The sequence below is a fragment of the Ulvibacterium sp. genome, assembly GCF_028285715.1.
Lineage (GTDB): Bacteria > Bacteroidota > Bacteroidia > Flavobacteriales > Flavobacteriaceae > Ulvibacterium.
Genome location: NZ_JANQOO010000011.1, coordinates 1 through 20,380, shown reverse-complemented (window position 1 = coordinate 20,380; position 20,380 = coordinate 1). Strand labels below are relative to the sequence as shown.

Here is a 20,380-nt window from a genome sequence, read left to right as displayed (position 1 = left end):
TAAGCCTCAAAACCACATAGGGTCCGTCAGAGAATGTTTTCCGCATATCTTCAAAGAACACAGCGTAAATAAGCGGGATATCCATTTTAGAGCGTTTTTAAATAAGCCACCCTTTGTTCCTTGCATCGGCCGTTTTCCGTAACTTGTACATGGAGTCAAAACATCGGCTTACTATTTTTAAAAGCCAAGTCCTACATACCAACAACCCAAACATGTATCGGGAGAAATTGAAAGAAGCGTTTGAGATGAAAACTAGACCAATTACTGCATTACTTTTTCTAATCTTGCTCTTAATGGCTGCCTGTGGCCCAGCGGAATACGATGCCCGTCATCCAATGGCGGAGCAGGCCACCTTTAGGTTTGCAGACCCCGAACTGGAAATATCCCTTATCGCCAGTGAACCGGATATCATCAGTCCGGTGGACATGGCCTGGGCGCCCGATGGAAGTTTATATGTGGTTGAAATGACCGGATATCCAATCACAGAAAACCATGGGAAAGTTAAAAAGCTGACGGATCCTGACGGTGATGGCCATTACACCTTGGAAAGTATTTTTGCGGACAATCTCAACTTTCCGGCAAGCGCCATGTATTATAAAGGTGGACTCCTAGTGGCCGATGCACCCGATATACTTTACCTCTACGATTCGGATGGAGATGGTGTGGCCGATAAAAAAGAAGTGTTCATTACAGGCTTCGAGCCGGGAAACCAACAATTTAGGGCGAATTCCCTACAATGGGGCCGTGATAATTGGATTTATGGTGCCAATGGCCGAGCGGGCGGCACACTAAGATTTAGTGACGATACAACTCAAGTTTCCATTGCAAGTAGGGATTTTAAGATTAATCCCCGCAACACACAAATTAAAGCGATCAGTGGACTTAGTCAATTTGGATTGGCTATGGACAACTGGGGAAATCGGTTCATTTCCGTCAACAATCGGTTTGCTCGGCAAGTGATGTTGGAACAACCCCATTTATCGCGCAACCCGGCCCTGACCAAGGATGCCATCTTTGATACTTACAAGGATGAACACGATAGAAGGGTATGGACCTTGCTTACCAACGCCATGCGTTTTAATAGAGACCCCATAGGTTATTTCACTTCCTTATCCGGTTTGGAGGCGTACCGCGGAAATCTTCTTGGTCCCGCATATGAAGGAAGTCTCTTCGCGGGCGAGTCTGTACAGGCAGCGGTAATCCGAAGACATATGGAAAAGGATGGGGCTGTCTTTAGGGCAACGGATATGGAGAAGGATGCCGAATTTTTGACGTCTACCGATGACTGGTTCCATCCCGTCAACTTTTCCAATGGCCCGGATGGGGCACTTTATTTGGTTGATTTTTACCGCAGATTTGTAGAACATCCGGAATGGGCCTACGATGAGAAAGAGGAAGGTATTGATTGGAACCAGGGACAGAACCACGGCCGTATTTGGAGAATTGCCCGAAAAGCTAACCCACTTGAACCGGAAGAAATGAGACCCAATTTTAATGAGGTGGATATTTCTACTTTGGTCGGTCAACTTGAGAGCGGTGCCGGTTGGCGTAGGGATATGGCACAGCAGTTACTGGTAGAGGGTCAAAAAAAGGAGGCAGCAGGCGAGCTTGAAAAAATGCTCGATGCTACATCTGCCTATGCCAGGGTTCATGCCTACTGGACACTGGACGGATTAGGGCTCCTAACCACCAAACATATCGTACAGGCCCTGGGGGACAAAAACAACGAGGTGGTACTTCAAGGGATAGAGTTGGCCAAAAAGCATGCATCCATATCCGACGAAATCCTAGAAAAGATGATTTCACTGGCTAACAGCAGGGACGGAGACCTAAGATTCAAAGCTATTCTTGCCCTTGGGGACTCTAAGGACCGATATGTTCAAGATGGATTGATAAGCAGTGCTACCCAATATGCGGATAAATGGACCCAAACAGCCATTTTAAGTAGTGTGGCGCAGTGGCCGCTACGATTTGCCCAGGAGATGCTTGCCGTACATGCCGGATCCAAAAATTGTGATGAAAAACTGAATTTCTTTAGGCAAATTGGCGATCTGATGGCCTATTCGGAGGACAAGAATATAAACCGTTGGGTACGTACGGTAATCAACAAAACATCAAAAACGGATTGTAGTGGATGGGCCTTGGTCGTTGGATATATGACCGCCATGGAAGAATTGAGTAAACCCACGCCGAAACTAGACGACAAGATCTTCGCATACGCTGTCGAAAATTTGAGGCAAATCCCGGAAAGCCCAATTGCCCTTCTCGGTACAGAACTTCTTCGATATACATCCTCCGAAAACACCTATCAAGAAGTAATGGATATTTTGATAAATACCCAAAACCTGGATTTGCAGATTGTAGCCATCCAAATGTTCAGCAACCTAAAGGATCCAAAATATACGAAACGGCTATTCGAAAACATACAGACATTGGATCCCAAGGCCCGGAAGGCGCTTATCGTCAGTGCACGGAATTCTACGGCAGCCAGCCATAGTCTTTTAAATGCCATTCAAGAGGAAACGGTACAGGTCTCGGAAATTTCAGAAGAACTAAGATACGCGCTATTATATCATGATGTTGCCGATGTGAGCGAGAAGGCGGAAACACTTTTGTCCGGTTCCGTGAATGCGGATCGTGATGCCTTGGTAAAAAGATATGAATCCGCAATCAAAAACCTTGCTGTGGACCTTGAATCAGGTGCCGCTGTTTTCAACACCAATTGCACCTTGTGCCATTCCATAAATGGCAAAGGGGGCAATCTTGGGCCAGACCTGACCAATATCGGGAGTCGCTCTGACGAGATATTGCTTACCAGTATTTTAGACCCAAGTAGAATGGTGTCCTGGGAACTGAAATTACAGGTCATTACTACCAAAAGCGGGAAAGTATATTCCGGAATGGTCTCTGCGGAAACGATTACCAGCATTACCATAAAACAATCCGACGGAAAGGAGCATTCCATACTCAAGGAAAACATTAAAAAAAGGTCACATATAGAGCAGTCCATAATGCCGGAAGGATATGAACGTATTATAGACGAGAAGTCCATGGCCAATTTAATTGCCTACTTGAGGAATCCAGTATAAGCTTAAACCTCTTTTGGATATTCCCAGGATGTTTTCCGCAATCGGGTTGGGGTAAACTTCGCTAGGCTCGTGCCCCTGCTTTTTTAAAACACAAACAAACCGACGTCTTCTAAAACAAAAAATCTTGCCCAAATAGGCAGGGTTTTGCGCTTGATTGTGACCTGGCCAGGGCTTCCCTCATCTTCGCTCGGGACAAGCGTCCCGCCCCGGTTTTATTGCATAAAAAACCCGACTTTTTGGTCGGGTTTACATGTCACTGCGTGACCTGGCTGGGGCTCGAACCCAGGACCCTCTCCTTAAAAGGGAGATGCTCTACCAACTGAGCTACCAGGTCATAATTTGTTCGTTTGGTGGGCATGCCCGCCAAAGCAATACCAGAGGTACCGTGTAGGCGGGTGCAAATATAAGATCATTAATTTATTTAACAAGTCGATTTTGGCAGAAATTTATCTTTTCTTTGCCCTTATAAGCAAATCTTTCATTTTTAATAAATAACAGTCCAAATGAAAATAGTTTTAGTAGGCTATATGGGTAGCGGCAAGTCCACCATTGGCAAAATATTGGCCGATGGACTGGGGTTGGATTTTTTGGATTTGGATAGCTATATCGAGCAATCGGAAGGGGTTACCATACCGGAATTGTTCAAGAAAAAGGGAGAGATTTACTTTCGCAAAAAGGAAAATGAGTATCTACGGCAAATACTGCAAAAAGAACACAATTTTGTACTCTCCACCGGGGGTGGCGCCCCGTGCTATGGGAACAACATGGAAATCATACTAAGGGGAACGAAAAATGTCTTTTATCTCAAGGTATCCATAGGCGAGTTGGTAAGACGATTGGCCACTCAAAAGTCCGAGCGCCCTTTGATCAAAAATATCCCGGATTCGGATTTGCTCGAATTTATCGGCAAGCACTTGTTCGAAAGAGGTTTTTTTTATGAAAAAGCTTGGCAAACGATTGTATGTGACGGTAAGGATACCCAAGAGATTGCTCAAGAAATCCGGACCTTTCTAGTCTAGATAAACCCGGTCATTTTGCCTTTCAAATTTAACATGGACGTGTTCCTGCAAGGATGTGGAAAGCGAAATACCCTTATAATCGGCCTTTACAGGGTATTTTTTATGGTTGCGATTTACCAAGACCGCTGTTTTCAACTGTTTTAACGGGGTTTTGAGAAAGTGTTGTACTCCATAGATCAAGGTAGTCCCAGAGTTCAAAACGTCATCTACCAAAACCACGGATTTTTGTGTGTACTCTTCTTCCGGGATGGAAGTGGTAACTCCACTTTTTAAGGGGTCACTCTTATCCATCTGCACCTTACACAAAAGTATCTCTGCCGAGGTTATCTTTTTTAGGACGGTCTGGATTTTTTTGGCAAAATCGAGTCCACCACCTTCAATACCAGCTACTATGATTTCCTGTTCGTCTACATTGGCCTCATAGATTTGGAAGGCAATTCGCCGTATTTTATGTTGTATTTGAAGATGGGAAAGGATATTGTTTTGCATAAAAACTAGCTTATGATTCAAAGATAAAAAAACCGTACGTACCTGGAATCTTAATTCTCATCTTCATCATTTTCGTCGAAAGGGGAGGGGGCATCCAAATAATCCTCAATTTCCCTTCGATCTTTTTTTGTAGGCCTACCCGTTCCTTTCTTGCGATAATAGTCCTTGGAATACTGTAACAGTTCATTATGCACAAAGGCTTCTTTCGGCGTGGTATCCTTTCGATACATATCTACTAATTTTGCCCCGACCCTGGAAGGGGGAAGTTCCAGTACGTGCAACTGATAATCGATTTGATTTTTTCGCACTGTAACGCTATCTGTAGGGTACACTTCTTTGGAAGGCTTTGCCGAATGACCATTGACCTTCACCTGACCCTTTTTACAAGCATTGGATGCCAAGTTCCGCGTTTTAAAATAACGGGTACTCCAAAGGAACTTATCGATACGCATCTACCTTCAAAATTGTTTGTTAACGATTCCCGCAAAAATACGGGAAAATTGTATCTTGCCGCCCTTAAAGATTGCCTAATGAAAAGAATTCTACTTGTAGTTCCATTGTTAATGCTGATTCTTCTGGGGTCTTGCAAGAACGACGACAATGGGCCGGAGGCGGAACTGGTGCCACCCAGGCTTTTAAGCGAAGTGGCCGCCGAGGATGATGAGGAGTTGCAGGAATTTCTAAAGTCCCATTTTTACAACTACGAAGATTTTGAGGAACCGATCGATCCCGGTTTTGATATGATCGTACGGATCGATACCATTGCGGGGGACAACGCCGACAAAAGACCGTTGTGGGAAGATGTGCAAACAGAAAGTGCTATTGTAGAATCCTCAAATTTTGGATTGGACGATGGGGAAGAAATTGAGCATACCCTATATTACGTGGTGGTTAGGGATGGTGTGGGTGGAAGCCCCACATTTGCGGACAATACGGTACTTCAATACGAAGGTTCCTTATTAAACGGGGATGCCTTTGATGCCGCCAATTCCCCCGTAAATCAATACCTCTCCGGGAACCTCATTCCTGGGTATGCCATGGGCGTTGAAAATTTTAATGCAGGGGAGGGGCCTTTTGATAATGGGGATGGTACAGTTAGTTTTGAGGATTATGGTATCGGCATACTTTTTATCCCTTCGGGCTTGGGTTATTTTGACAGACCCCCGCTAGGTTCGGGTATTCCTTCCTATGAACCTTTGATTTTTAAAATTGATTTGTTGTCCTTTGAGCCTGATACCGACTTTGACGGGGATGGTATCCCCTCGATTTTGGAAGATTTAAATGGGGATGGCGACTTGAACAATGATAACACGGATGAGGATACCGAGCCCTTAGGTGTATTCTTGGCGAACCATAACGATACGGATGATGATGCGGATGGTATACCTACCCGTGAAGAAATCGATATTGATGAGGAAGGGAATGTGACCTTTCGCGATACGGATGGTGATGGGATATGGGACCATTTGGACAATGATAATTAGTCCAAATCACTGCTCTCTCAAGGGAAGTGAAAAAAGGCCCGCAAATTCGAATTTGCGGGCCTTTTTTGATGATATTTTCGTTGTTATAGTTTTAAAGAGAGACTTACGATAAGCTGGTCGGGACGGGTATCTATTCTACTGGGGCCCACTGATGTGATATTGGTATTGACGAATTCGGCTTCATTATTGCTAAATCCTCTCTCATATCTTATATCAACACCTAGTTTTCCCAAATTTACACCGGCACCGATATTGAGTCCCACTGTAAAATCGTTTTCCACATCATCGATATCGATGCCGTCGAATTCCGTGTTCAGGATATATTGAAAAGAGGGGCCCGCAAAAACATGCAATGGTCCTATAATTTTAGCCCCAAGGAGTACAGGTACATCCAGCTTGCTCATATCAAAGTCATTACCGTCGTAGTCTGACTTTGTTTTGGTGTAGACCAATTCCGGTCTCAAATAGAGTCGGCTGATTTCCAACTTACCGAAAAGCCCAATGTGGTATCCTACGTTTCTATCCGGATTGCGGGCGGCATCTCCAACGGATTCAAAATAATCTCCGTTGGCATTGTAGTTTAATCCAGCCTTTATACCCAGACCGGAACCTTTTTGTGCAAATGCAACCGTGCCAAAAAATAGACAGGTTGCGCAAAGAAGTAGATGTTTCATAGTGTTCGTTTTTAATATCCAAGTGATATCAAAAACGATACCACTGTTACTTTCTTTTCAACACTTTCAAAACGGCGTCCTCAATGGCTTTATTGTTTAGTCCATATTTGTCCATGAGTTGGTCCGGAGTGCCACTTTCACCAAAAGTATCCTTTGTGGCAACGAATTCCTGTGGCGCAGGATAGTGCATAGCAAGGGTTCGCGCAATGCTCTCACCAAGGCCACCCAAGTAATTATGTTCCTCCGCTGAAACCACACAGCCTGTTTTTTTAACAGATTTTAACACGGCTTCCTCGTCCAAGGGTTTTATGGTGTGGATATTGATGACCTCGGCGGAGATACCCTGATTTTCCAAGCTTTCAGCAGCAATTAAAGCTTGCCATACCAAATGACCGGTGGCCAGAATTGTGACATCCGTTCCCTCGTTTAACAGCAGGGCCTTACCAATTTCAAACTTTTGGTCGGCCGGGGTAAAATTGGCCACCTTGGGTCGACCAAACCTCAAATAAACGGGACCCTTGTGCTCGGCTATGGCTATTGTAGCCGCTTTGGTCTGGTTATAATCACAAGGATTTATAACGGTCATCCCAGGAAGCATTTTCATCAAACCGATGTCTTCCAATATTTGGTGGGTGGCTCCATCTTCGCCCAAGGTAATCCCGGCATGTGAGGCACAGATTTTTACGTTTTTGCCAGAATAGGCAATGGATTGCCGTATTTGATCATAAACCCTACCCGTGGCAAAGTTGGCGAAGGTGCTGGCAAAAGGTATTTTACCGCCAATGGTGAGTCCGGCTGCTATCCCCATCATATTGGCCTCGGCAATGCCAATTTGAAAGAAGCGTTCCGGGTTCTCTGCAATAAACGTATCTATTTTTAACGACCCGACCAAATCGGCGCATAGGGCCACTACATTGGGATTGCTCCTTCCCAACTCGGTCATTCCTGCACCATAACCACTTCTCGTGTCGTTTTTACCTTGGTCTATGTATTTTTTCATCTAATTTTGGTTTTGTGGTTCCCGAAAAAAGGGAATTTTAATACTAGGGATTCCCCTTTAATAATCGCCCAACGTCTCCGGGTTTTGCGCCAATGCCGTTTCCAATTGATCATCATTGGGTGCCTTTCCGTGCCAGGCGTGGGTGTGCATCATAAAATCGACCCCGTGGCCCATTATCGTATGCATTATGATACCAACAGGTTTTCCTTTTCCGGTCCTGCTTTTGGCTTCCTGTAGTCCGGCAATAACTTCCTCCAAATTGTTGCCGTTTTTTATTTCCAGCACATCCCAACCAAAGGAAGTGAACTTTTCGGTGAGATTGCCCAAGGGGAGAACTTCTGCCGTGGGCCCATCGATCTGCTGTCCGTTACGGTCTACCGTAGCGATCAAATTGTCTACTTTGTTTCCTGCAGCGTACATAATGGCCTCCCAGTTTTGGCCTTCCTGTAATTCGCCGTCACCATGTAGACTATAGACCAGATGATCGTCCTTGTTCAATTTTTTGGCCAGGGCAGCGCCAATGGCTACCGACATCCCCTGTCCCAGAGATCCCGAAGCCACGCGTACGCCAGGAAGTCCTTCATGGGTAGTGGGATGCCCTTGCAAACGGGAATCTATCAAACGGAACGTATTCAATTCTTCTATGGGAAAATAGCCTTTGCGGGCAAGAACGCTGTAAAAAACCGGTGAAATATGCCCGTTGGATAAAAAGAAAAGATCTTCGTCCGCACCATCCATGTCAAACCCATCCTTGAGTTCCATGATTTCATGGTATAGGGCCACAAAAAATTCGGTACACCCCAAGGAACCACCGGGATGCCCGGAATTAACTTTATGTACCATCCGAAGGATATCCCTACGGGTCTGGCCAACGATATCCTGTAAAGCTTCTATGTTTGGCATAGTTTTGTTTTTAATGATTTCAAAAGTAGGGGCTATCTTCTGGGTATCCAAACGGTACTTATAATATTTTATCAACCAGCACCAATCCAAGAGAACTTTATTTTTTTGTTAAGGACATTATGCAAGGCAGTTGACTATATTTGCCACTTTAAAGGTGAATTTTGGAGTTTACTTTACATGATACCGATTCCCAAAGTAAGGCTAGGGCCGGTACGATAACCACATTCCACGGGGCCATTGAGACCCCGATTTTTATGCCGGTGGGTACTGTCGCTTCGGTAAAGGGAGTGCACCAAAGGGAATTAAGACAGGATATAGATCCAGATATTATACTTGGAAATACCTATCATCTTTTTTTACGGCCCAAGACCCATATTTTAAAGGAAGCCGGGGGACTTCATAAGTTTATGGGATGGGATAGAAATATTCTTACGGATAGTGGGGGGTACCAGGTCTATTCACTTGCGGCCAATAGGAAGATAAATGAGGAAGGCGTAAAGTTCAAGTCCCATATAGATGGATCCCTACATTTTTTTACACCGGAAAACGTCATGGAAATCCAACGGACCATAGGTGCGGATATTATCATGGCCTTTGATGAATGTACGCCATACCCTTGTGAATACGGATATGCCAAACGTTCCATGAAAATGACCCATAGATGGTTGGACCGCTGTATGGCACATTTGGAAAAAATTCCCTTGGAATACGGTTTTGAGCAAGCTTTTTTTCCTATCGTACAAGGCTCCACCTATAAAGATCTGCGTAGGCAATCCGCTGAATATATAGCCAATGTCAATGCCCCGGGCAATGCCATCGGTGGACTTTCGGTCGGGGAACCTGCCGAGGAGATGTATGAAATGGCCGGGATAGTCTGCGATATTCTTCCTGAGGATAAGCCTCGATATCTTATGGGCGTAGGTACCCCCATAAACATTTTGGAGAATATAGCTTTGGGTGTTGATATGTTTGATTGTGTTATGCCCACCCGAAATGCCAGGAATGGGATGCTTTTTACGGCACAGGGCACTATCAATATCAAGAACAAAAAATGGGAGGATGATTTTTCCCCTATAGATGAGATGGGAATTACATTTGTAGATTTGGAATATTCAAAGGCCTATCTACGGCATTTGTTTGCGGCCAACGAGTATTTGGGCAAGCAAATCGCGACCATTCATAACTTGGGATTTTATTTATGGTTGGTACGTGAGGCGAGAAGGCATATTTTGGAAGGAAATTTTATGGAATGGAAGACCAAAATGGTGCAACAAATGGATAAAAGATTATAGGGTGACGATAATTGACAGATACATACTCAAACGGTATTTGGTCACTTTTGCAGTGATGCTCTTATTGTTTATCCCTATTGGCATTATGGCGAATTTGGCGGAACAAATCGGCAAGATGATAGACAATGAGGCTCCGCTGAACGAGATTTTGATCTACTATCTCAATTTCACGATTTATATTGGCAATCTCCTTTTTCCCATTTTCCTATTTCTTTCCATCATCTTCTTTACTTCCAAGTTGGCCAGCAATACGGAAATAGTGGCCATTTTAAGCTCGGGAGTATCCTATGGAAGATTTCTACGACCCTATTTGATCGGGGCCAGTATTATAGCTTTTGTAATGTTGACCATGGGAATGTTTCTGGTACCCAATGCCAGTCAAGGGTTTAACGAGTTCAAATTCAAATACCTAAAAAAGGGGAAAAAGGATAGGGTAACGAGCAATATATTTAATCAATTGAATGAAAATGATTTTATCTATGTAAGTAGTTTTGATCCGGCGCGAAAAATTGGCTACAATTTTACCTTTGAAAGATTTGATGATAATGATCAATTGGATTTTAAAATCTCCTCCGCCAATATAAGGTGGATAGATAGTTTATATCGGTTGACCTCCTATAAAAAAAGGACAATAAAAGGAGATACAGCCATCATAGAATCAAAACGAAGATTGGACACCCTTTTTACCTTTAAGATCGATGATTTGACTCCGGTATCCTACATCGCCGAGACCAAGAACTTGGCAGAGTTGAATAAATTTATCGATGATCAAAGAAGAAAGGGGGCCTCGAACATCAATTCCTACATTCTGGTAAAATACAAACGATGGGCCATGCCCATTAGCGCTTTTATCCTTACCCTTATAGCTGTGGCCGTTTCTTCGGTAAAGCGGAGGGGAGGTATGGGGGTTAACCTAGCTTTTGGTATTGGTGTGGCTTTCATCTACATTTTTTTTGATAGGGTATTCGGTACCCTGGCCGAGCAATCTGGATTTTCACCCATTTTGGCCGTAATCATCCCTAATCTACTTTTTGGGATTTTGGCGGTTTATTTGTTGCAAAAGGCCAAAAGATAACCATTGGTGCAATTTTTTTAGTGCTGTTCAAAAATGGATCTATTTCAAAACTATAGCCCATAAAACTTTATATTTGCCTCTCAAACTAAACTAAAATCATGGAGTATTTGGATTTTGAACTTCCGATCAAGGAACTTGAAGAACAGTTGGACAAGTGCCTGGTAATTGGGGAGGAGAGCGATGTTGATGTCAGTGAAACCTGCAAGCAAATTGAAAAAAAGCTGAATGAGACCCGTAGGGATATCTACAAGAACCTTACCGCTTGGCAGCGGGTACAATTATCCAGACACCCCAATAGACCCTATACCTTGGATTACATCCGGGCTATTTGCGGGGATACCTTTCTGGAATTACACGGAGATCGTACTGTAAAGGATGACAAGGCCATGATAGGTGGTCTGGGAAAGATCGGAGATCAAAGTTTTATGTTCATTGGCCAACAGAAAGGTTACAACACAAAGACCCGGCAATATCGAAATTTTGGTATGGCCAACCCGGAAGGATATCGGAAGGCACTTCGATTGATGAAATCCGCGGAAAAATTCGGCATCCCGGTAGTTTGTTTTATAGACACACCCGGGGCATACCCTGGTATTGAGGCGGAGCAACGGGGACAAGGGGAAGCCATAGCCCGGAATATTCTGGAAATGACCCGACTTAAAGTTCCGATCATTGTGGTAATCATAGGCGAAGGTGCCTCGGGAGGTGCGTTGGGCATTGGAGTAGGGGACAAGGTCTTAATGCTGGAGAATACCTGGTATTCGGTCATATCCCCGGAATCCTGTTCCTCCATTCTTTGGAGAAGTTGGGAATATAAGGAGCAGGCCGCAGAAGCCCTAAAGCTTACCGCCACAGATATGAAAAAGCTAAAACTCATAGATGAAATCGTAAGGGAGCCTGCTGGAGGCGCGCATAGCAATCGGGATAAGGCCTTTGAAATCGTAAAAAATAAAATCGCATCCCATTATCAGGAATTGGAAAAGTTATCACCAAAGGACTTGGTAAAACTACGCATGGAAAAATACGCGAATATGGGTGTCTTCAATGGCTGATACGCTGATTTATAATGCTCAATAAAAAACGGAGATTCCTATCTCCGTTTTTTATTTCTTATCAACAGTTTTTCGTAACTTATAAACACGATAAATGTTAACCAATGGTGAATATCGTTTCTCCATTTGTAAAGTTAACTTAAGGTTAATTCTATATTTTCGTATCCATGGAAAAACCGAATCCGATCATCGGACGTAAAATAGACAAATCTACCATAATCAATTTGGAACGGGGTAAAATACCGCCTCAATCAGTTGATTTAGAGGAAGTTGTTCTTGGTGCTATGATGATTGATAAAAAAGGTGTGGATGAAGTAATCGATATCCTACATCCTGAGGTTTTTTATAAGGACGCCCACAGGTTCATTTACGAAGCCATCTTTAAATTGTTCGAAACCTCCGAACCTGTGGATTTATTAACCGTTTCCACGCAATTACGAAAAGATGGAAGGTTAGAGTCCATTGGAGGGGATTTTTACCTTATAAAATTGACCCAAAAGGTGGCCTCTTCCGCCCATATTGAATTCCATGCAAGAATTATCCTTCAAAAGTATATTCAACGCAGTCTAATCAAAATATCCAATGAAATTATTGAGGAGGCCTATGATGACGGCACGGATGTATTTGACCTCTTGGACAACGCGGAATCCAAGTTGTACGATGTTACCCAAGGCAACCTAAAACGTTCTGCGGAAACCGCACAAAATTTGGTCATACAAGCCAAAAAACGAATTGAGGAGATTGCCAATAAGGAAGGATTAAGTGGTATTCCTTCAGGTTTTGACAAGGTAGACAAACTGACCTCCGGGTGGCAACCCAGTGATTTGGTAATCATTGCCGCCAGACCGGGTATGGGTAAAACGGCCCTGGTACTTTCCATGGCCCGTAATATTGCCGTTAATGCAGATGTCCCCGTGGCCTTCTTTTCCTTGGAAATGTCTTCCGTACAATTGATTACAAGATTAATATCTTCTGAGACCGGATTGTCCTCGGAAAAATTACGGACCGGAAGGCTGGAAAAACATGAATGGGAGCAATTGAACGTAAAGGTCAAAGCCTTGGAAAAAGCCCCATTGTTTATTGATGATACCCCTTCACTTTCTATTTTCGACTTAAGGGCCAAGGCGAGAAGGTTATCGTCACAGCATAAGATAAAGCTGATTATTATCGATTACCTCCAATTAATGACAGCTGGCGGAAGCCAAAAAGGAGGAAACCGGGAGCAAGAGATTTCTACCATTTCCAGAAATTTAAAAGCCCTGGCCAAAGAATTGGACGTGCCTGTCATTGCTCTATCACAGCTCTCCAGGGCTGTTGAGACTCGGGGAGGTAGCAAAAGACCTATACTTTCCGATTTAAGGGAATCCGGGGCCATAGAGCAGGATGCGGATATCGTATCGTTCATCTACAGGCCGGAATACTACAAAATTGATGAATGGGATGACGAGGAACGTACCCCTACACAGGGTCAGGCCGAATTTATCGTGGCCAAGCACCGAAACGGTGGATTGGACAACATTCGCTTAAAGTTCATCGGACAGTTAGGTAAGTTTGATAACTTGGACGATTTTGATTCGCCCTTTGAGTTCCAATCCAAAATGAACGCGGACGAGGAAAATCCATTTTTGACCAAAAATCTACCCGATGCCAATGAAGCGTTTGGAAGTTCCATGAACGATACCCTCGATCCGGAGGAGGATAATGATGTTCCGTTTTAAACAAAAATTACGGTCCCAGGACCTATTCAAGAAGTCTTTTCAGGAATGATTAACGTATTACTTCGGGGAAATCCCTAATTTTTCGCTTAACTTTGATAGGAATCTAACATCCTTTTTTATGCATAGGATTCTATTTTTCCTTGTTTTCATTCTTGCATCTTTTCAAATTTCAGCCTCGTCCATTCTCATTCCTATGGATGCCGAAGGTCAAAAAAACCACTTAAAGGCATATGGAATAACCTATTGGGTCCTTACCAAACAGCAAAAAGTACAATGGCTTTTGAATTATAGGGGGGGATCCTTTCTTCTGCCCGATGGGGAAAGCATACGTAAGGAATGTCAGATTCGGGGAGTATCTTTTGAGATTCTTTCCGATGGCCAGGCCCAGGCTATTTTAGATGACATAAGTAGTCCTTCCCAAAATCAGGAGGCGGTTATACTCGAAAAGGCACCTAAAATTGCGGTGTATTCCCCAAAGGGAAACCAACCATGGGATGATGCGGTTACCATGGTGCTTACCTATGCGGAAATTCCTTATGTGACCGTTTACGATGAAGAAGTCTTGGGCGATAAACTGGCCCTATATGATTGGCTCCATCTGCACCATGAGGATTTTACCGGGCAATACGGTAAATTTTACGGGGCATATCGGGCTGCACCCTGGTATATTGAACAAAAAAAGGAAGCGGAATCGTTGGCATCTAAACTGGGGTTTTCTAAAGTTTCAGAGGCGAAGAGGGCGGTGGCCCTTAAAATTAGGAGATATGTAATTGGTGGAGGTTTTATGTTTGCCATGTGTTCCGCGACGGACAGTTTTGATATTGCCCTTGCGGCCGATGAGACCGATATTTGTGAACCCATGTTCGATGGCGACCCCTCCGATGCCAATTATCAGAGCAAACTGGATTTTGGCAAAACCTTTGCGTTTAAGGATTTTACTTTGGAACGTAACCCTTTGCGCTATGAATTTTCATCAATAGATATGACCAATAAGCGGGGCAACGTTCCCAAGGAATCCGATTATTTTTCCCTGATGGATTTCTCGGCAAAATGGGATCCCGTACCTACAATGCTCTGCCAGAACCATACAGCATTGGTAAAGGGATTCATGGGGCAAACCACGGCATTTACCAGAAAAGAAGTAAAGTCAACAGTCTTGGTATTGGGTGAGAATAAGATAAACGGGGAAGCCCGGTATATCCATGGAATAAAGGGTAAAGGCTTTTTTACATTTTACGGAGGGCATGATCCTGAGGACTATCAGCACCGTGTGGGAGATCCCAAGACCGAATTGGAGCTACATCCTAACTCACCGGGATATCGCCTTATTTTGAATAATGTATTGTTCCCGGCCGCGAGAAAGAAAAAGCAGAAAACCTAGGCATCCAAAAGTTTTTCCAACACCTTTTCCACTCCAAAATCGTCATTGCTTGCCGTCATATAATTCGCAGCTTTTTTGACATTGGGATGCGCATTGGCCATAGCAAAACTATAATCCGCCAGGGCCAACATTTCAAGATCATTGTTGTAATCCCCAAATACGATGGTCTGGTCCGGGCTTACCGCATATTGTTCCTGTACCTTTTGAAGGGCATACCCTTTATGGGCATTTTGATCGGACACGTCCACCCAATTCTCTCCGGATACCTTTACCTTCAAATAGGTTTCCAAATGTTTTACGGACGGATAAATGTATTCTTCGGAACTCACGGAGTGATAAATGGCTATTTTCATGACCTCGCCTGTAAATGATTTTAGGTCTTCCAATACTTCGTAGGCCGTGTAGTATTCACTGAGCTTGCTTTCAAACTCCCGTGAATCTCCCAATAAGTAGGCATTTTGTTTACCGCAAAGGACAGGATGAATATCTTTAACGTTTTCCAGAATACCGAGCACTTCATTTTTGGCATCTTGCTGTAAGGGAGTGGATACCAATTCGGTTCCGTTTTGCATGGCAAAGCCACCATTTTCCGCAATTACAACAATATCATCCTTAATGATATCCAATTTATCCACAATGCTGTTGTATTGTCTCCCGCTTGCCGCTACAAATACGATGTCCCTTTTTCGCAATTCCTTGAAAAGGTCAAAAAAGTAATCACTGACCTCATGATTGGAGTTTAGCAAGGTGCCATCCATATCGGTAACCACCATCTTAATCTGTGAAAAATCCATAAGTCTTATATAGTAAAGCCGCAAAGGTATTCCAAAGGATTCACATTATGCTTTGTGACCATAAAGTTTTACATTTAATTGATATTCGCGAATTTATGAAGTCTTACCAGAAAGAAGTACGGCTACCGGCATTCCCAAGAGGATTCCACTTAATTACGGCCAGGGTGTTGCATGCGGTACCACAGCTCAAGGATATAAAAATTGGTACCCTACAGGTTTTTATAAAACATACCTCGGCAAGTTTGACGATAAATGAAAATGCCGATCCCACGGTCCGAACGGATTTTGAAAGTCACATGAATGTCATGGTACCGGAAGATATGCCCTATTATATCCATACCTATGAGGGGCCTGATGATATGCCCGCCCATATAAAAGCATCCTTAATGGGGTCCTCGGTACAAATACCCGTTACCGATGGAAGGTTGAACTTAGGCATTTGGCAAGGCATCTATCTTTGTGAACATCGCGACCGTGCCTCGGGAAGAAGCTTGGTGATTACGCTAATGGGGACATAAAAAAACCGGTCTTAACAGACCGGTTTTTAAAGTGAGATATTTTGTTTAGACTATTTTACCTTGTCCACTATGGCTTTAAAAGCTTCGGGGTGGTTCATGGCCAAATCGGCCAACACTTTTCGGTTTAGCTCAATATTATTTGCCTTTACCTTGCCCATGAACTGGGAGTAGGACATTCCATGTAGGCGTGCACCCGCATTGATACGGGTAATCCACAGGGAGCGAAAATTTCTTTTTTTGTTTCTGCGGTCCCTATAAGCGTAAAGCATGGCTTTTTCCACCGCATTCTTAGCGACAGTCCAAACGTTTTTACGTCGTCCAAAGTATCCTTTGGCCTGCTTCATCACCTTTTTTCTTCGGGCTCTGGAAGCAACTGAATTTACTGATCTTGGCATAATTTTTAATTTTTTGTAGCAGGCGGTCTAAAATTACATGTAATGTTCTAAATGTTGAATTACTTTTTATCCCAGCATCTATGAACTATAACTTAAAACTCTTTGTATTGCCTGGCTCCAGGGTTAATATTAATTTACCTCTAATTGCGGATTATTTTAAACGCAATTGTTCTTTGATATTACTCACATCCGAATCGTGTACCAATGTAGAATGTGTTAGGGCAAGCTTTCGCTTTTTGGATTTTTTGGTCAAAATATGACTCTTAAAAGCATGCTTTCTTTTAATCTTTCCCGTACCGGTCAGCTTAAACCGCTTTTTGGCACTGGACTTTGTTTTCATTTTAGGCATCTTCTTCCTATTTAATTTAAATGCACTCTCGTTGATTTAATTTTGCCTTTCCGAGTGTGGTAAAAAGGCTGTTAACAATAATCTCACTTGTTTATGCTGAACAAGCCCCCAAGGGCTTGATTCAGTATCCGTTCAATACCGCAAAAAACGGCAGTTATTTTTTATTTCTTCGTTTTGGGAGCGATGAACATGGTCATTCGCTTCCCTTCCAATCGGGGCATTTGCTCAACCTTGCCTACTTCCTCCAGCTCCGAAGCTAGTTTCAACAATAATATTTCGCCTTTGTCCTTGTATACAATTGATCGTCCCTTAAAGAAAACATAGGCCTTTAATTTTGCCCCATCCTTTAAAAACTTCTCCGCATGTTTCTTTTTAAACTCGTAATCGTGGTCGTCCGTATTGGGACCGAACCGTATTTCCTTTACAATAACCTTTGAGGCTTTGGCCTTCATGGCCTTCTCGCGTTTCTTCTGCTCATACAGGAACTTTTTGTATTCCATTATTTTGCAAACGGGAGGCTCTGCCTTTGGCGATATTTCCACTAAATCAAGCCCCATTTCCTCGGCTTTGTCCAGTGCCTTTCGGATAGGATAAATTCCAATGTCCACGTTGTCGCCTACCAATCGTACCTCGGGGGCTAAAATTTTTTCATTGATTCTATGGGGGTTTTTATTCTCCCTTCTAGGTTGGGGCCTAAATCTCTTTCGTATTGCTATGACTTGTACTTTTTGATTAAACGTAAAATTTACTAAAACGACTTTAAGGTACTATTTATTTCTTTAGTTACCAAGTGGGCAAAATCACTGATTTGGATGGTTCCCAAATCGTCCCCTCCATGTTTTCTGACCGATATGGTCTCATCCCTCTCCTCACTATCGCCTACGATAAGCATAAATGGAATTTTGTTCATTTCTGCTTCACGTATCTTTTTCCCTACAGTTTCGTTCCTATTATCAATGAGCGCGCGAATTTCGTTATTTTCCAAGGAATTTAAAACTTTTTCGGCATATTTTTCATGTTTCTCACTAACAGGAAGCACAATAGCCTGTTCGGGTGTTAACCATAAGGGGAAGTTTCCGCCAGTATGTTCCAGCAAGAGGGCTATAAAACGTTCCATGCTTCCAAAGGGAGCTCTATGAATCATAACGGGCCTGTGTTCTTCGTTGTCACTTCCCTTATAAGTAAGTTCAAAACGCTCCGGCAGATTGTAATCCACTTGAATTGTACCTAACTGCCAGCTTCTTCCCAGGGCATCCTTGATCATAAAATCCAATTTTGGACCGTAAAAAGCAGCTTCGCCTTTTTCTATTACAAAATCCAACCCTTTTGCCTCTGCCGCATTTATTATCGCCTTTTCCGCTCTTTCCCAGTTTTCCACCGAACCAATGTATTTTTCCGGCGTATCTAAATCCCGTATGGATACTTGGGCGGTAAAATCATCAAAGCCTAAGGATTCCAGAACATAAAGGGACAAATCGATTACATTTTTGAACTCTTGATCTAGTTGGTCGGGAGTACAAAAAATATGCGCGTCGTCTTGTGTAAATCCACGAACTCTGGTAAGTCCGTGTAACTCACCGCTCTGTTCGTACCTGTAGACGGTACCGAATTCTGCATAGCGTATGGGTAGATCCCGGTAACTATGAGGCGCGTAATTGTATATTTCACAATGGTGCGGGCAGTTCATGGGTTTCAACAAAAACTCCTCATCTTCCTTTGGCGTGTGAATCGGTTGAAAGCTGTCCTTTCCATATTTGGCATAATGACCAGAGGTTACATAAAGCTCCTTTTGACCGATATGGGGGGTCGACACCATTTCATATCCGGCTTTTTTTTGTGCCTTTTTAAGAAAGTCTTCCAATCGCTCACGTAGGGCCGTTCCTTTTGGAAGCCATAGTGGTAATCCTGGACCTACCTTTTTGGAAAAAGTAAATAGTCCTAGTTCCTTGCCTAGCTTCCTGTGATCCCTTTTTTTGGCCTCCTCCAAAAGTTCCAGGTATTCGGTCAATTCCTTTTGTTTGGGAAAGGATATACCATATACCCGGGTAAGTTGGGGGTTGTTTTCATCACCGCGCCAATAAGCTCCTGCAACACTTAGAATCTTTATGGCCTTTACGATGCCTGTATTGGGGATATGCCCTCCACGGCAGAGGTCCGTAAACGTATCATGGTCACAGAACGTTATGGTTCCATCCTCCAGATTTTCTATAAGCTCTACTTTGTACGCATTGTTTTGTGATTTGTAAAATGCCAATGCATCGGCCTTGGATACGGGGCGCATTTTATAGTCGTGCTTACCTCGTGCAATTTCCAGGGCCCGTTTTTCTATCATTGGGAAATCCTTTTCGGAAATGGTATGTTCTCCAAAGTCTACATCATAATAAAATCCATTTTCAATGGCCGGTCCAATGGTCAATTTTATACCGGGATACAAATTTTCCAAGGCCTGGGCGACAATATGTGATGTGGAATGCCAAAACGCTCTTTTTCCTTCCGGGTTGTTCCAAGTATATAAAACCAAAGAGCCGTCCTCTTGCAATGGTGTGGTTGTTTCAACAATGGTATTATTGAATTTTGCGGAAATAACATTTCGGGCCAGTCCTTCGCTTATACTCTTTGCAACGTCCATGGGGGTACTCCCATTGGCATATTCCTTTATACCTCCGTCCGGTAGCGTGATCTTGATCATATCTAATTTTTGGCAATAGATCCGCAAAGATAATATCTTATGGTCAGGCTAACAATATATGGACATGTTTTTGGGTGTTTGCTTTTTTATGCCTTGTGCCGTGGTTTCCGTATTTCCAATGGCCTAATGGATTACCTTGGGGGTCGTGGTCAACCCTTGGGAATCGTTTTTTGTGGTGCTTGGAAATGTTGTTTAAATGCTGAAAACTATTGTATAAGGAATAGGCGGATTATTTGGATAAACAAACTAAAAGTAGTAAATTCAAAATTCTTTTTTTGGCTGCAAAATATTCTAATTTATTGGTAGCTAAAGGATTGAAAAAATAAGCTGTAAAAAAAATAAAAAAACCATTTTTAATTTAAAAAACCGGTTTATATTTGCAGCCGCTTTGGGGGTAAGTCCCGGGGCTTTGATGAAGTTCATTAACATATTGTGGAGACGCGGAGCGAGGCCTTTGAT

The 20,380-nt window shown here is 43.2% G+C and carries 19 protein-coding genes and 1 tRNA gene; 9 read left to right on the top strand and 11 right to left on the bottom strand.

What is annotated here, in order from left to right; genetic code table 11:
- Window positions 1-245 precede the first annotated feature (245 nt).
- Window positions 246-3,089: a PVC-type heme-binding CxxCH protein gene (locus tag Q0993_RS05360; protein WP_299530450.1), complete on the top strand. Its 2,844-nt coding sequence runs from the start codon at window positions 246-248 to the stop codon at window positions 3,087-3,089.
- A 261-nt stretch (window positions 3,090-3,350) separates the two neighbouring features.
- On the opposite strand, the gene Q0993_RS05355 is transcribed toward Q0993_RS05360, so the two are convergent.
- A tRNA-Lys gene (locus tag Q0993_RS05355) sits at window positions 3,351-3,423 on the bottom strand.
- A 169-nt stretch (window positions 3,424-3,592) separates the two neighbouring features.
- Between Q0993_RS05355 and Q0993_RS05350 the strand changes: the two genes are divergently transcribed.
- Window positions 3,593-4,108, top strand: a complete 516-nt coding sequence (locus Q0993_RS05350; RefSeq protein WP_299530447.1) for a shikimate kinase — start codon at window positions 3,593-3,595, stop codon at window positions 4,106-4,108.
- Here the strand turns inward: Q0993_RS05350 and Q0993_RS05345 are convergent.
- Complete coding sequence (locus Q0993_RS05345) at window positions 4,100-4,597, bottom strand: phosphoribosyltransferase domain-containing protein (protein ID WP_299530445.1); 498 nt, start codon at window positions 4,595-4,597, stop codon at window positions 4,100-4,102. The two genes, Q0993_RS05350 and Q0993_RS05345, sit on opposite strands and share 9 nt — an antisense overlap.
- A 50-nt stretch (window positions 4,598-4,647) precedes the next feature.
- A complete protein-coding gene (locus Q0993_RS05340) occupies window positions 4,648-5,049 on the bottom strand; it encodes an RNA-binding S4 domain-containing protein (RefSeq protein ID WP_299530443.1) in 402 nt (133 codons plus the stop codon).
- A 78-nt stretch (window positions 5,050-5,127) separates the two neighbouring features.
- Here Q0993_RS05340 and Q0993_RS05335 point away from each other — a divergent pair, with 78 nt between their 5' ends.
- Window positions 5,128-6,081, top strand: coding sequence for a hypothetical protein (locus Q0993_RS05335; protein WP_299530441.1), 954 nt, complete (start codon window positions 5,128-5,130; stop codon window positions 6,079-6,081).
- An 83-nt stretch (window positions 6,082-6,164) separates the two neighbouring features.
- On the opposite strand, the gene Q0993_RS05330 is transcribed toward Q0993_RS05335, so the two are convergent.
- Genes Q0993_RS05330 through Q0993_RS05320 form a run of 3 tightly spaced genes read right to left on the bottom strand, consistent with a single transcriptional unit; the run spans window position 6,165 to window position 8,658 of the window.
- Window positions 6,165-6,755 (bottom strand): porin family protein, encoded by a 591-nt coding sequence (locus Q0993_RS05330; RefSeq protein ID WP_299530439.1) that lies wholly within the window; start codon window positions 6,753-6,755, stop codon window positions 6,165-6,167.
- Window positions 6,756-6,801: 46 nt separating this feature from the next.
- Window positions 6,802-7,755, bottom strand: coding sequence for a transketolase C-terminal domain-containing protein (locus Q0993_RS05325; RefSeq protein WP_299530437.1), 954 nt, complete (start codon window positions 7,753-7,755; stop codon window positions 6,802-6,804).
- A gap of 57 nt (window positions 7,756-7,812) precedes the next feature.
- Window positions 7,813-8,658 carry a transketolase gene (locus Q0993_RS05320; protein WP_299530435.1) on the bottom strand — a complete coding sequence of 282 codons (846 nt, stop codon included), beginning with the start codon at window positions 8,656-8,658 and terminating at the stop codon, window positions 7,813-7,815.
- A gap of 161 nt (window positions 8,659-8,819) precedes the next feature.
- Here Q0993_RS05320 and tgt point away from each other — a divergent pair, with 161 nt between their 5' ends.
- The 5 genes from tgt (at window position 8,820) to Q0993_RS05295 (ending at window position 15,176) form a co-directional block, all read left to right on the top strand.
- A complete protein-coding gene (gene tgt / locus Q0993_RS05315; protein ID WP_299530433.1) occupies window positions 8,820-9,950 on the top strand; it encodes a tRNA guanosine(34) transglycosylase Tgt in 1,131 nt (376 codons plus the stop codon).
- 1 nt (window position 9,951) lies between these two features.
- The gene (locus Q0993_RS05310) at window positions 9,952-11,025 is read left to right on the top strand and encodes an LptF/LptG family permease (protein WP_299530430.1); all 1,074 of its coding nucleotides are present in this window, start codon (window positions 9,952-9,954) and stop codon (window positions 11,023-11,025) included.
- 98 nt (window positions 11,026-11,123) lie between these two features.
- Entirely contained in the window at window positions 11,124-12,077 is a 954-nt protein-coding gene (locus Q0993_RS05305) for an acetyl-CoA carboxylase carboxyltransferase subunit alpha (RefSeq protein WP_299530427.1), read from the top strand.
- Between the two features lie 167 nt (window positions 12,078-12,244).
- The gene (gene dnaB, locus Q0993_RS05300) at window positions 12,245-13,795 is read left to right on the top strand and encodes a replicative DNA helicase (RefSeq protein WP_299530424.1); all 1,551 of its coding nucleotides are present in this window, start codon (window positions 12,245-12,247) and stop codon (window positions 13,793-13,795) included.
- Window positions 13,796-13,913: 118 nt separating this feature from the next.
- Window positions 13,914-15,176 carry an asparagine synthetase B gene (locus Q0993_RS05295; RefSeq protein ID WP_299530422.1) on the top strand — a complete coding sequence of 421 codons (1,263 nt, stop codon included), beginning with the start codon at window positions 13,914-13,916 and terminating at the stop codon, window positions 15,174-15,176.
- On the opposite strand, the gene Q0993_RS05290 is transcribed toward Q0993_RS05295, so the two are convergent.
- A complete protein-coding gene (locus Q0993_RS05290) occupies window positions 15,173-15,970 on the bottom strand; it encodes an HAD family hydrolase (protein ID WP_299530419.1) in 798 nt (265 codons plus the stop codon). The two genes, Q0993_RS05295 and Q0993_RS05290, sit on opposite strands and share 4 nt — an antisense overlap.
- A 95-nt stretch (window positions 15,971-16,065) precedes the next feature.
- Between Q0993_RS05290 and Q0993_RS05285 the strand changes: the two genes are divergently transcribed.
- The gene (locus tag Q0993_RS05285; protein ID WP_299530417.1) at window positions 16,066-16,488 is read left to right on the top strand and encodes a secondary thiamine-phosphate synthase enzyme YjbQ; all 423 of its coding nucleotides are present in this window, start codon (window positions 16,066-16,068) and stop codon (window positions 16,486-16,488) included.
- 50 nt (window positions 16,489-16,538) lie between these two features.
- Here Q0993_RS05285 and rplT read toward each other — a convergent pair whose 3' ends face one another.
- The 4 genes from rplT to thrS all read right to left on the bottom strand — a co-directional run bounded on the left by rplT (window position 16,539) and on the right by thrS (window position 19,921).
- The gene (gene rplT, locus Q0993_RS05280) at window positions 16,539-16,883 is read right to left on the bottom strand and encodes a 50S ribosomal protein L20 (RefSeq protein WP_126164230.1); all 345 of its coding nucleotides are present in this window, start codon (window positions 16,881-16,883) and stop codon (window positions 16,539-16,541) included.
- A gap of 151 nt (window positions 16,884-17,034) precedes the next feature.
- The gene (rpmI, locus tag Q0993_RS05275) at window positions 17,035-17,232 is read right to left on the bottom strand and encodes a 50S ribosomal protein L35 (RefSeq protein WP_299530407.1); all 198 of its coding nucleotides are present in this window, start codon (window positions 17,230-17,232) and stop codon (window positions 17,035-17,037) included.
- 161 nt (window positions 17,233-17,393) lie between these two features.
- A complete protein-coding gene (gene infC, locus Q0993_RS05270) occupies window positions 17,394-17,942 on the bottom strand; it encodes a translation initiation factor IF-3 (RefSeq protein WP_299530523.1) in 549 nt (182 codons plus the stop codon).
- Between the two features lie 38 nt (window positions 17,943-17,980).
- On the bottom strand, window positions 17,981-19,921 hold the full coding sequence (gene thrS, locus Q0993_RS05265) for a threonine--tRNA ligase (protein ID WP_299530405.1): 1,941 nt from the start codon (window positions 19,919-19,921) through the stop codon (window positions 17,981-17,983).
- Between the last annotated feature and the right edge of the window lie 459 nt (window positions 19,922-20,380).

Bases quoted from the DNA above. Each gene is read 5' to 3' on its own strand.
- Q0993_RS05360 (WP_299530450.1), top strand. From the start codon at position 246: ATGAAAACTAGACCAATTACTGCATTACTTTTTCTAATCTTGCTCTTA.
- Q0993_RS05350 (WP_299530447.1), top strand. From the start codon at position 3,593: ATGAAAATAGTTTTAGTAGGCTATATGGGTAGCGGCAAGTCCACCATT.
- Q0993_RS05345 (WP_299530445.1), bottom strand. From the start codon at position 4,597: ATGCAAAACAATATCCTTTCCCATCTTCAAATACAACATAAAATACGG.
- Q0993_RS05340 (WP_299530443.1), bottom strand. From the start codon at position 5,049: ATGCGTATCGATAAGTTCCTTTGGAGTACCCGTTATTTTAAAACGCGG.
- Q0993_RS05335 (WP_299530441.1), top strand. From the start codon at position 5,128: ATGAAAAGAATTCTACTTGTAGTTCCATTGTTAATGCTGATTCTTCTG.
- Q0993_RS05330 (WP_299530439.1), bottom strand. From the start codon at position 6,755: ATGAAACATCTACTTCTTTGCGCAACCTGTCTATTTTTTGGCACGGTT.
- Q0993_RS05325 (WP_299530437.1), bottom strand. From the start codon at position 7,755: ATGAAAAAATACATAGACCAAGGTAAAAACGACACGAGAAGTGGTTAT.
- Q0993_RS05320 (WP_299530435.1), bottom strand. From the start codon at position 8,658: ATGCCAAACATAGAAGCTTTACAGGATATCGTTGGCCAGACCCGTAGG.
- Q0993_RS05305 (WP_299530427.1), top strand. From the start codon at position 11,124: ATGGAGTATTTGGATTTTGAACTTCCGATCAAGGAACTTGAAGAACAG.
- dnaB (WP_299530424.1), top strand. From the start codon at position 12,245: ATGGAAAAACCGAATCCGATCATCGGACGTAAAATAGACAAATCTACC.
- Q0993_RS05295 (WP_299530422.1), top strand. From the start codon at position 13,914: ATGCATAGGATTCTATTTTTCCTTGTTTTCATTCTTGCATCTTTTCAA.
- Q0993_RS05290 (WP_299530419.1), bottom strand. From the start codon at position 15,970: ATGGATTTTTCACAGATTAAGATGGTGGTTACCGATATGGATGGCACC.
- Q0993_RS05285 (WP_299530417.1), top strand. From the start codon at position 16,066: ATGAAGTCTTACCAGAAAGAAGTACGGCTACCGGCATTCCCAAGAGGA.
- rplT (WP_126164230.1), bottom strand. From the start codon at position 16,883: ATGCCAAGATCAGTAAATTCAGTTGCTTCCAGAGCCCGAAGAAAAAAG.
- rpmI (WP_299530407.1), bottom strand. From the start codon at position 17,232: ATGCCTAAAATGAAAACAAAGTCCAGTGCCAAAAAGCGGTTTAAGCTG.
- thrS (WP_299530405.1), bottom strand. From the start codon at position 19,921: ATGATCAAGATCACGCTACCGGACGGAGGTATAAAGGAATATGCCAAT.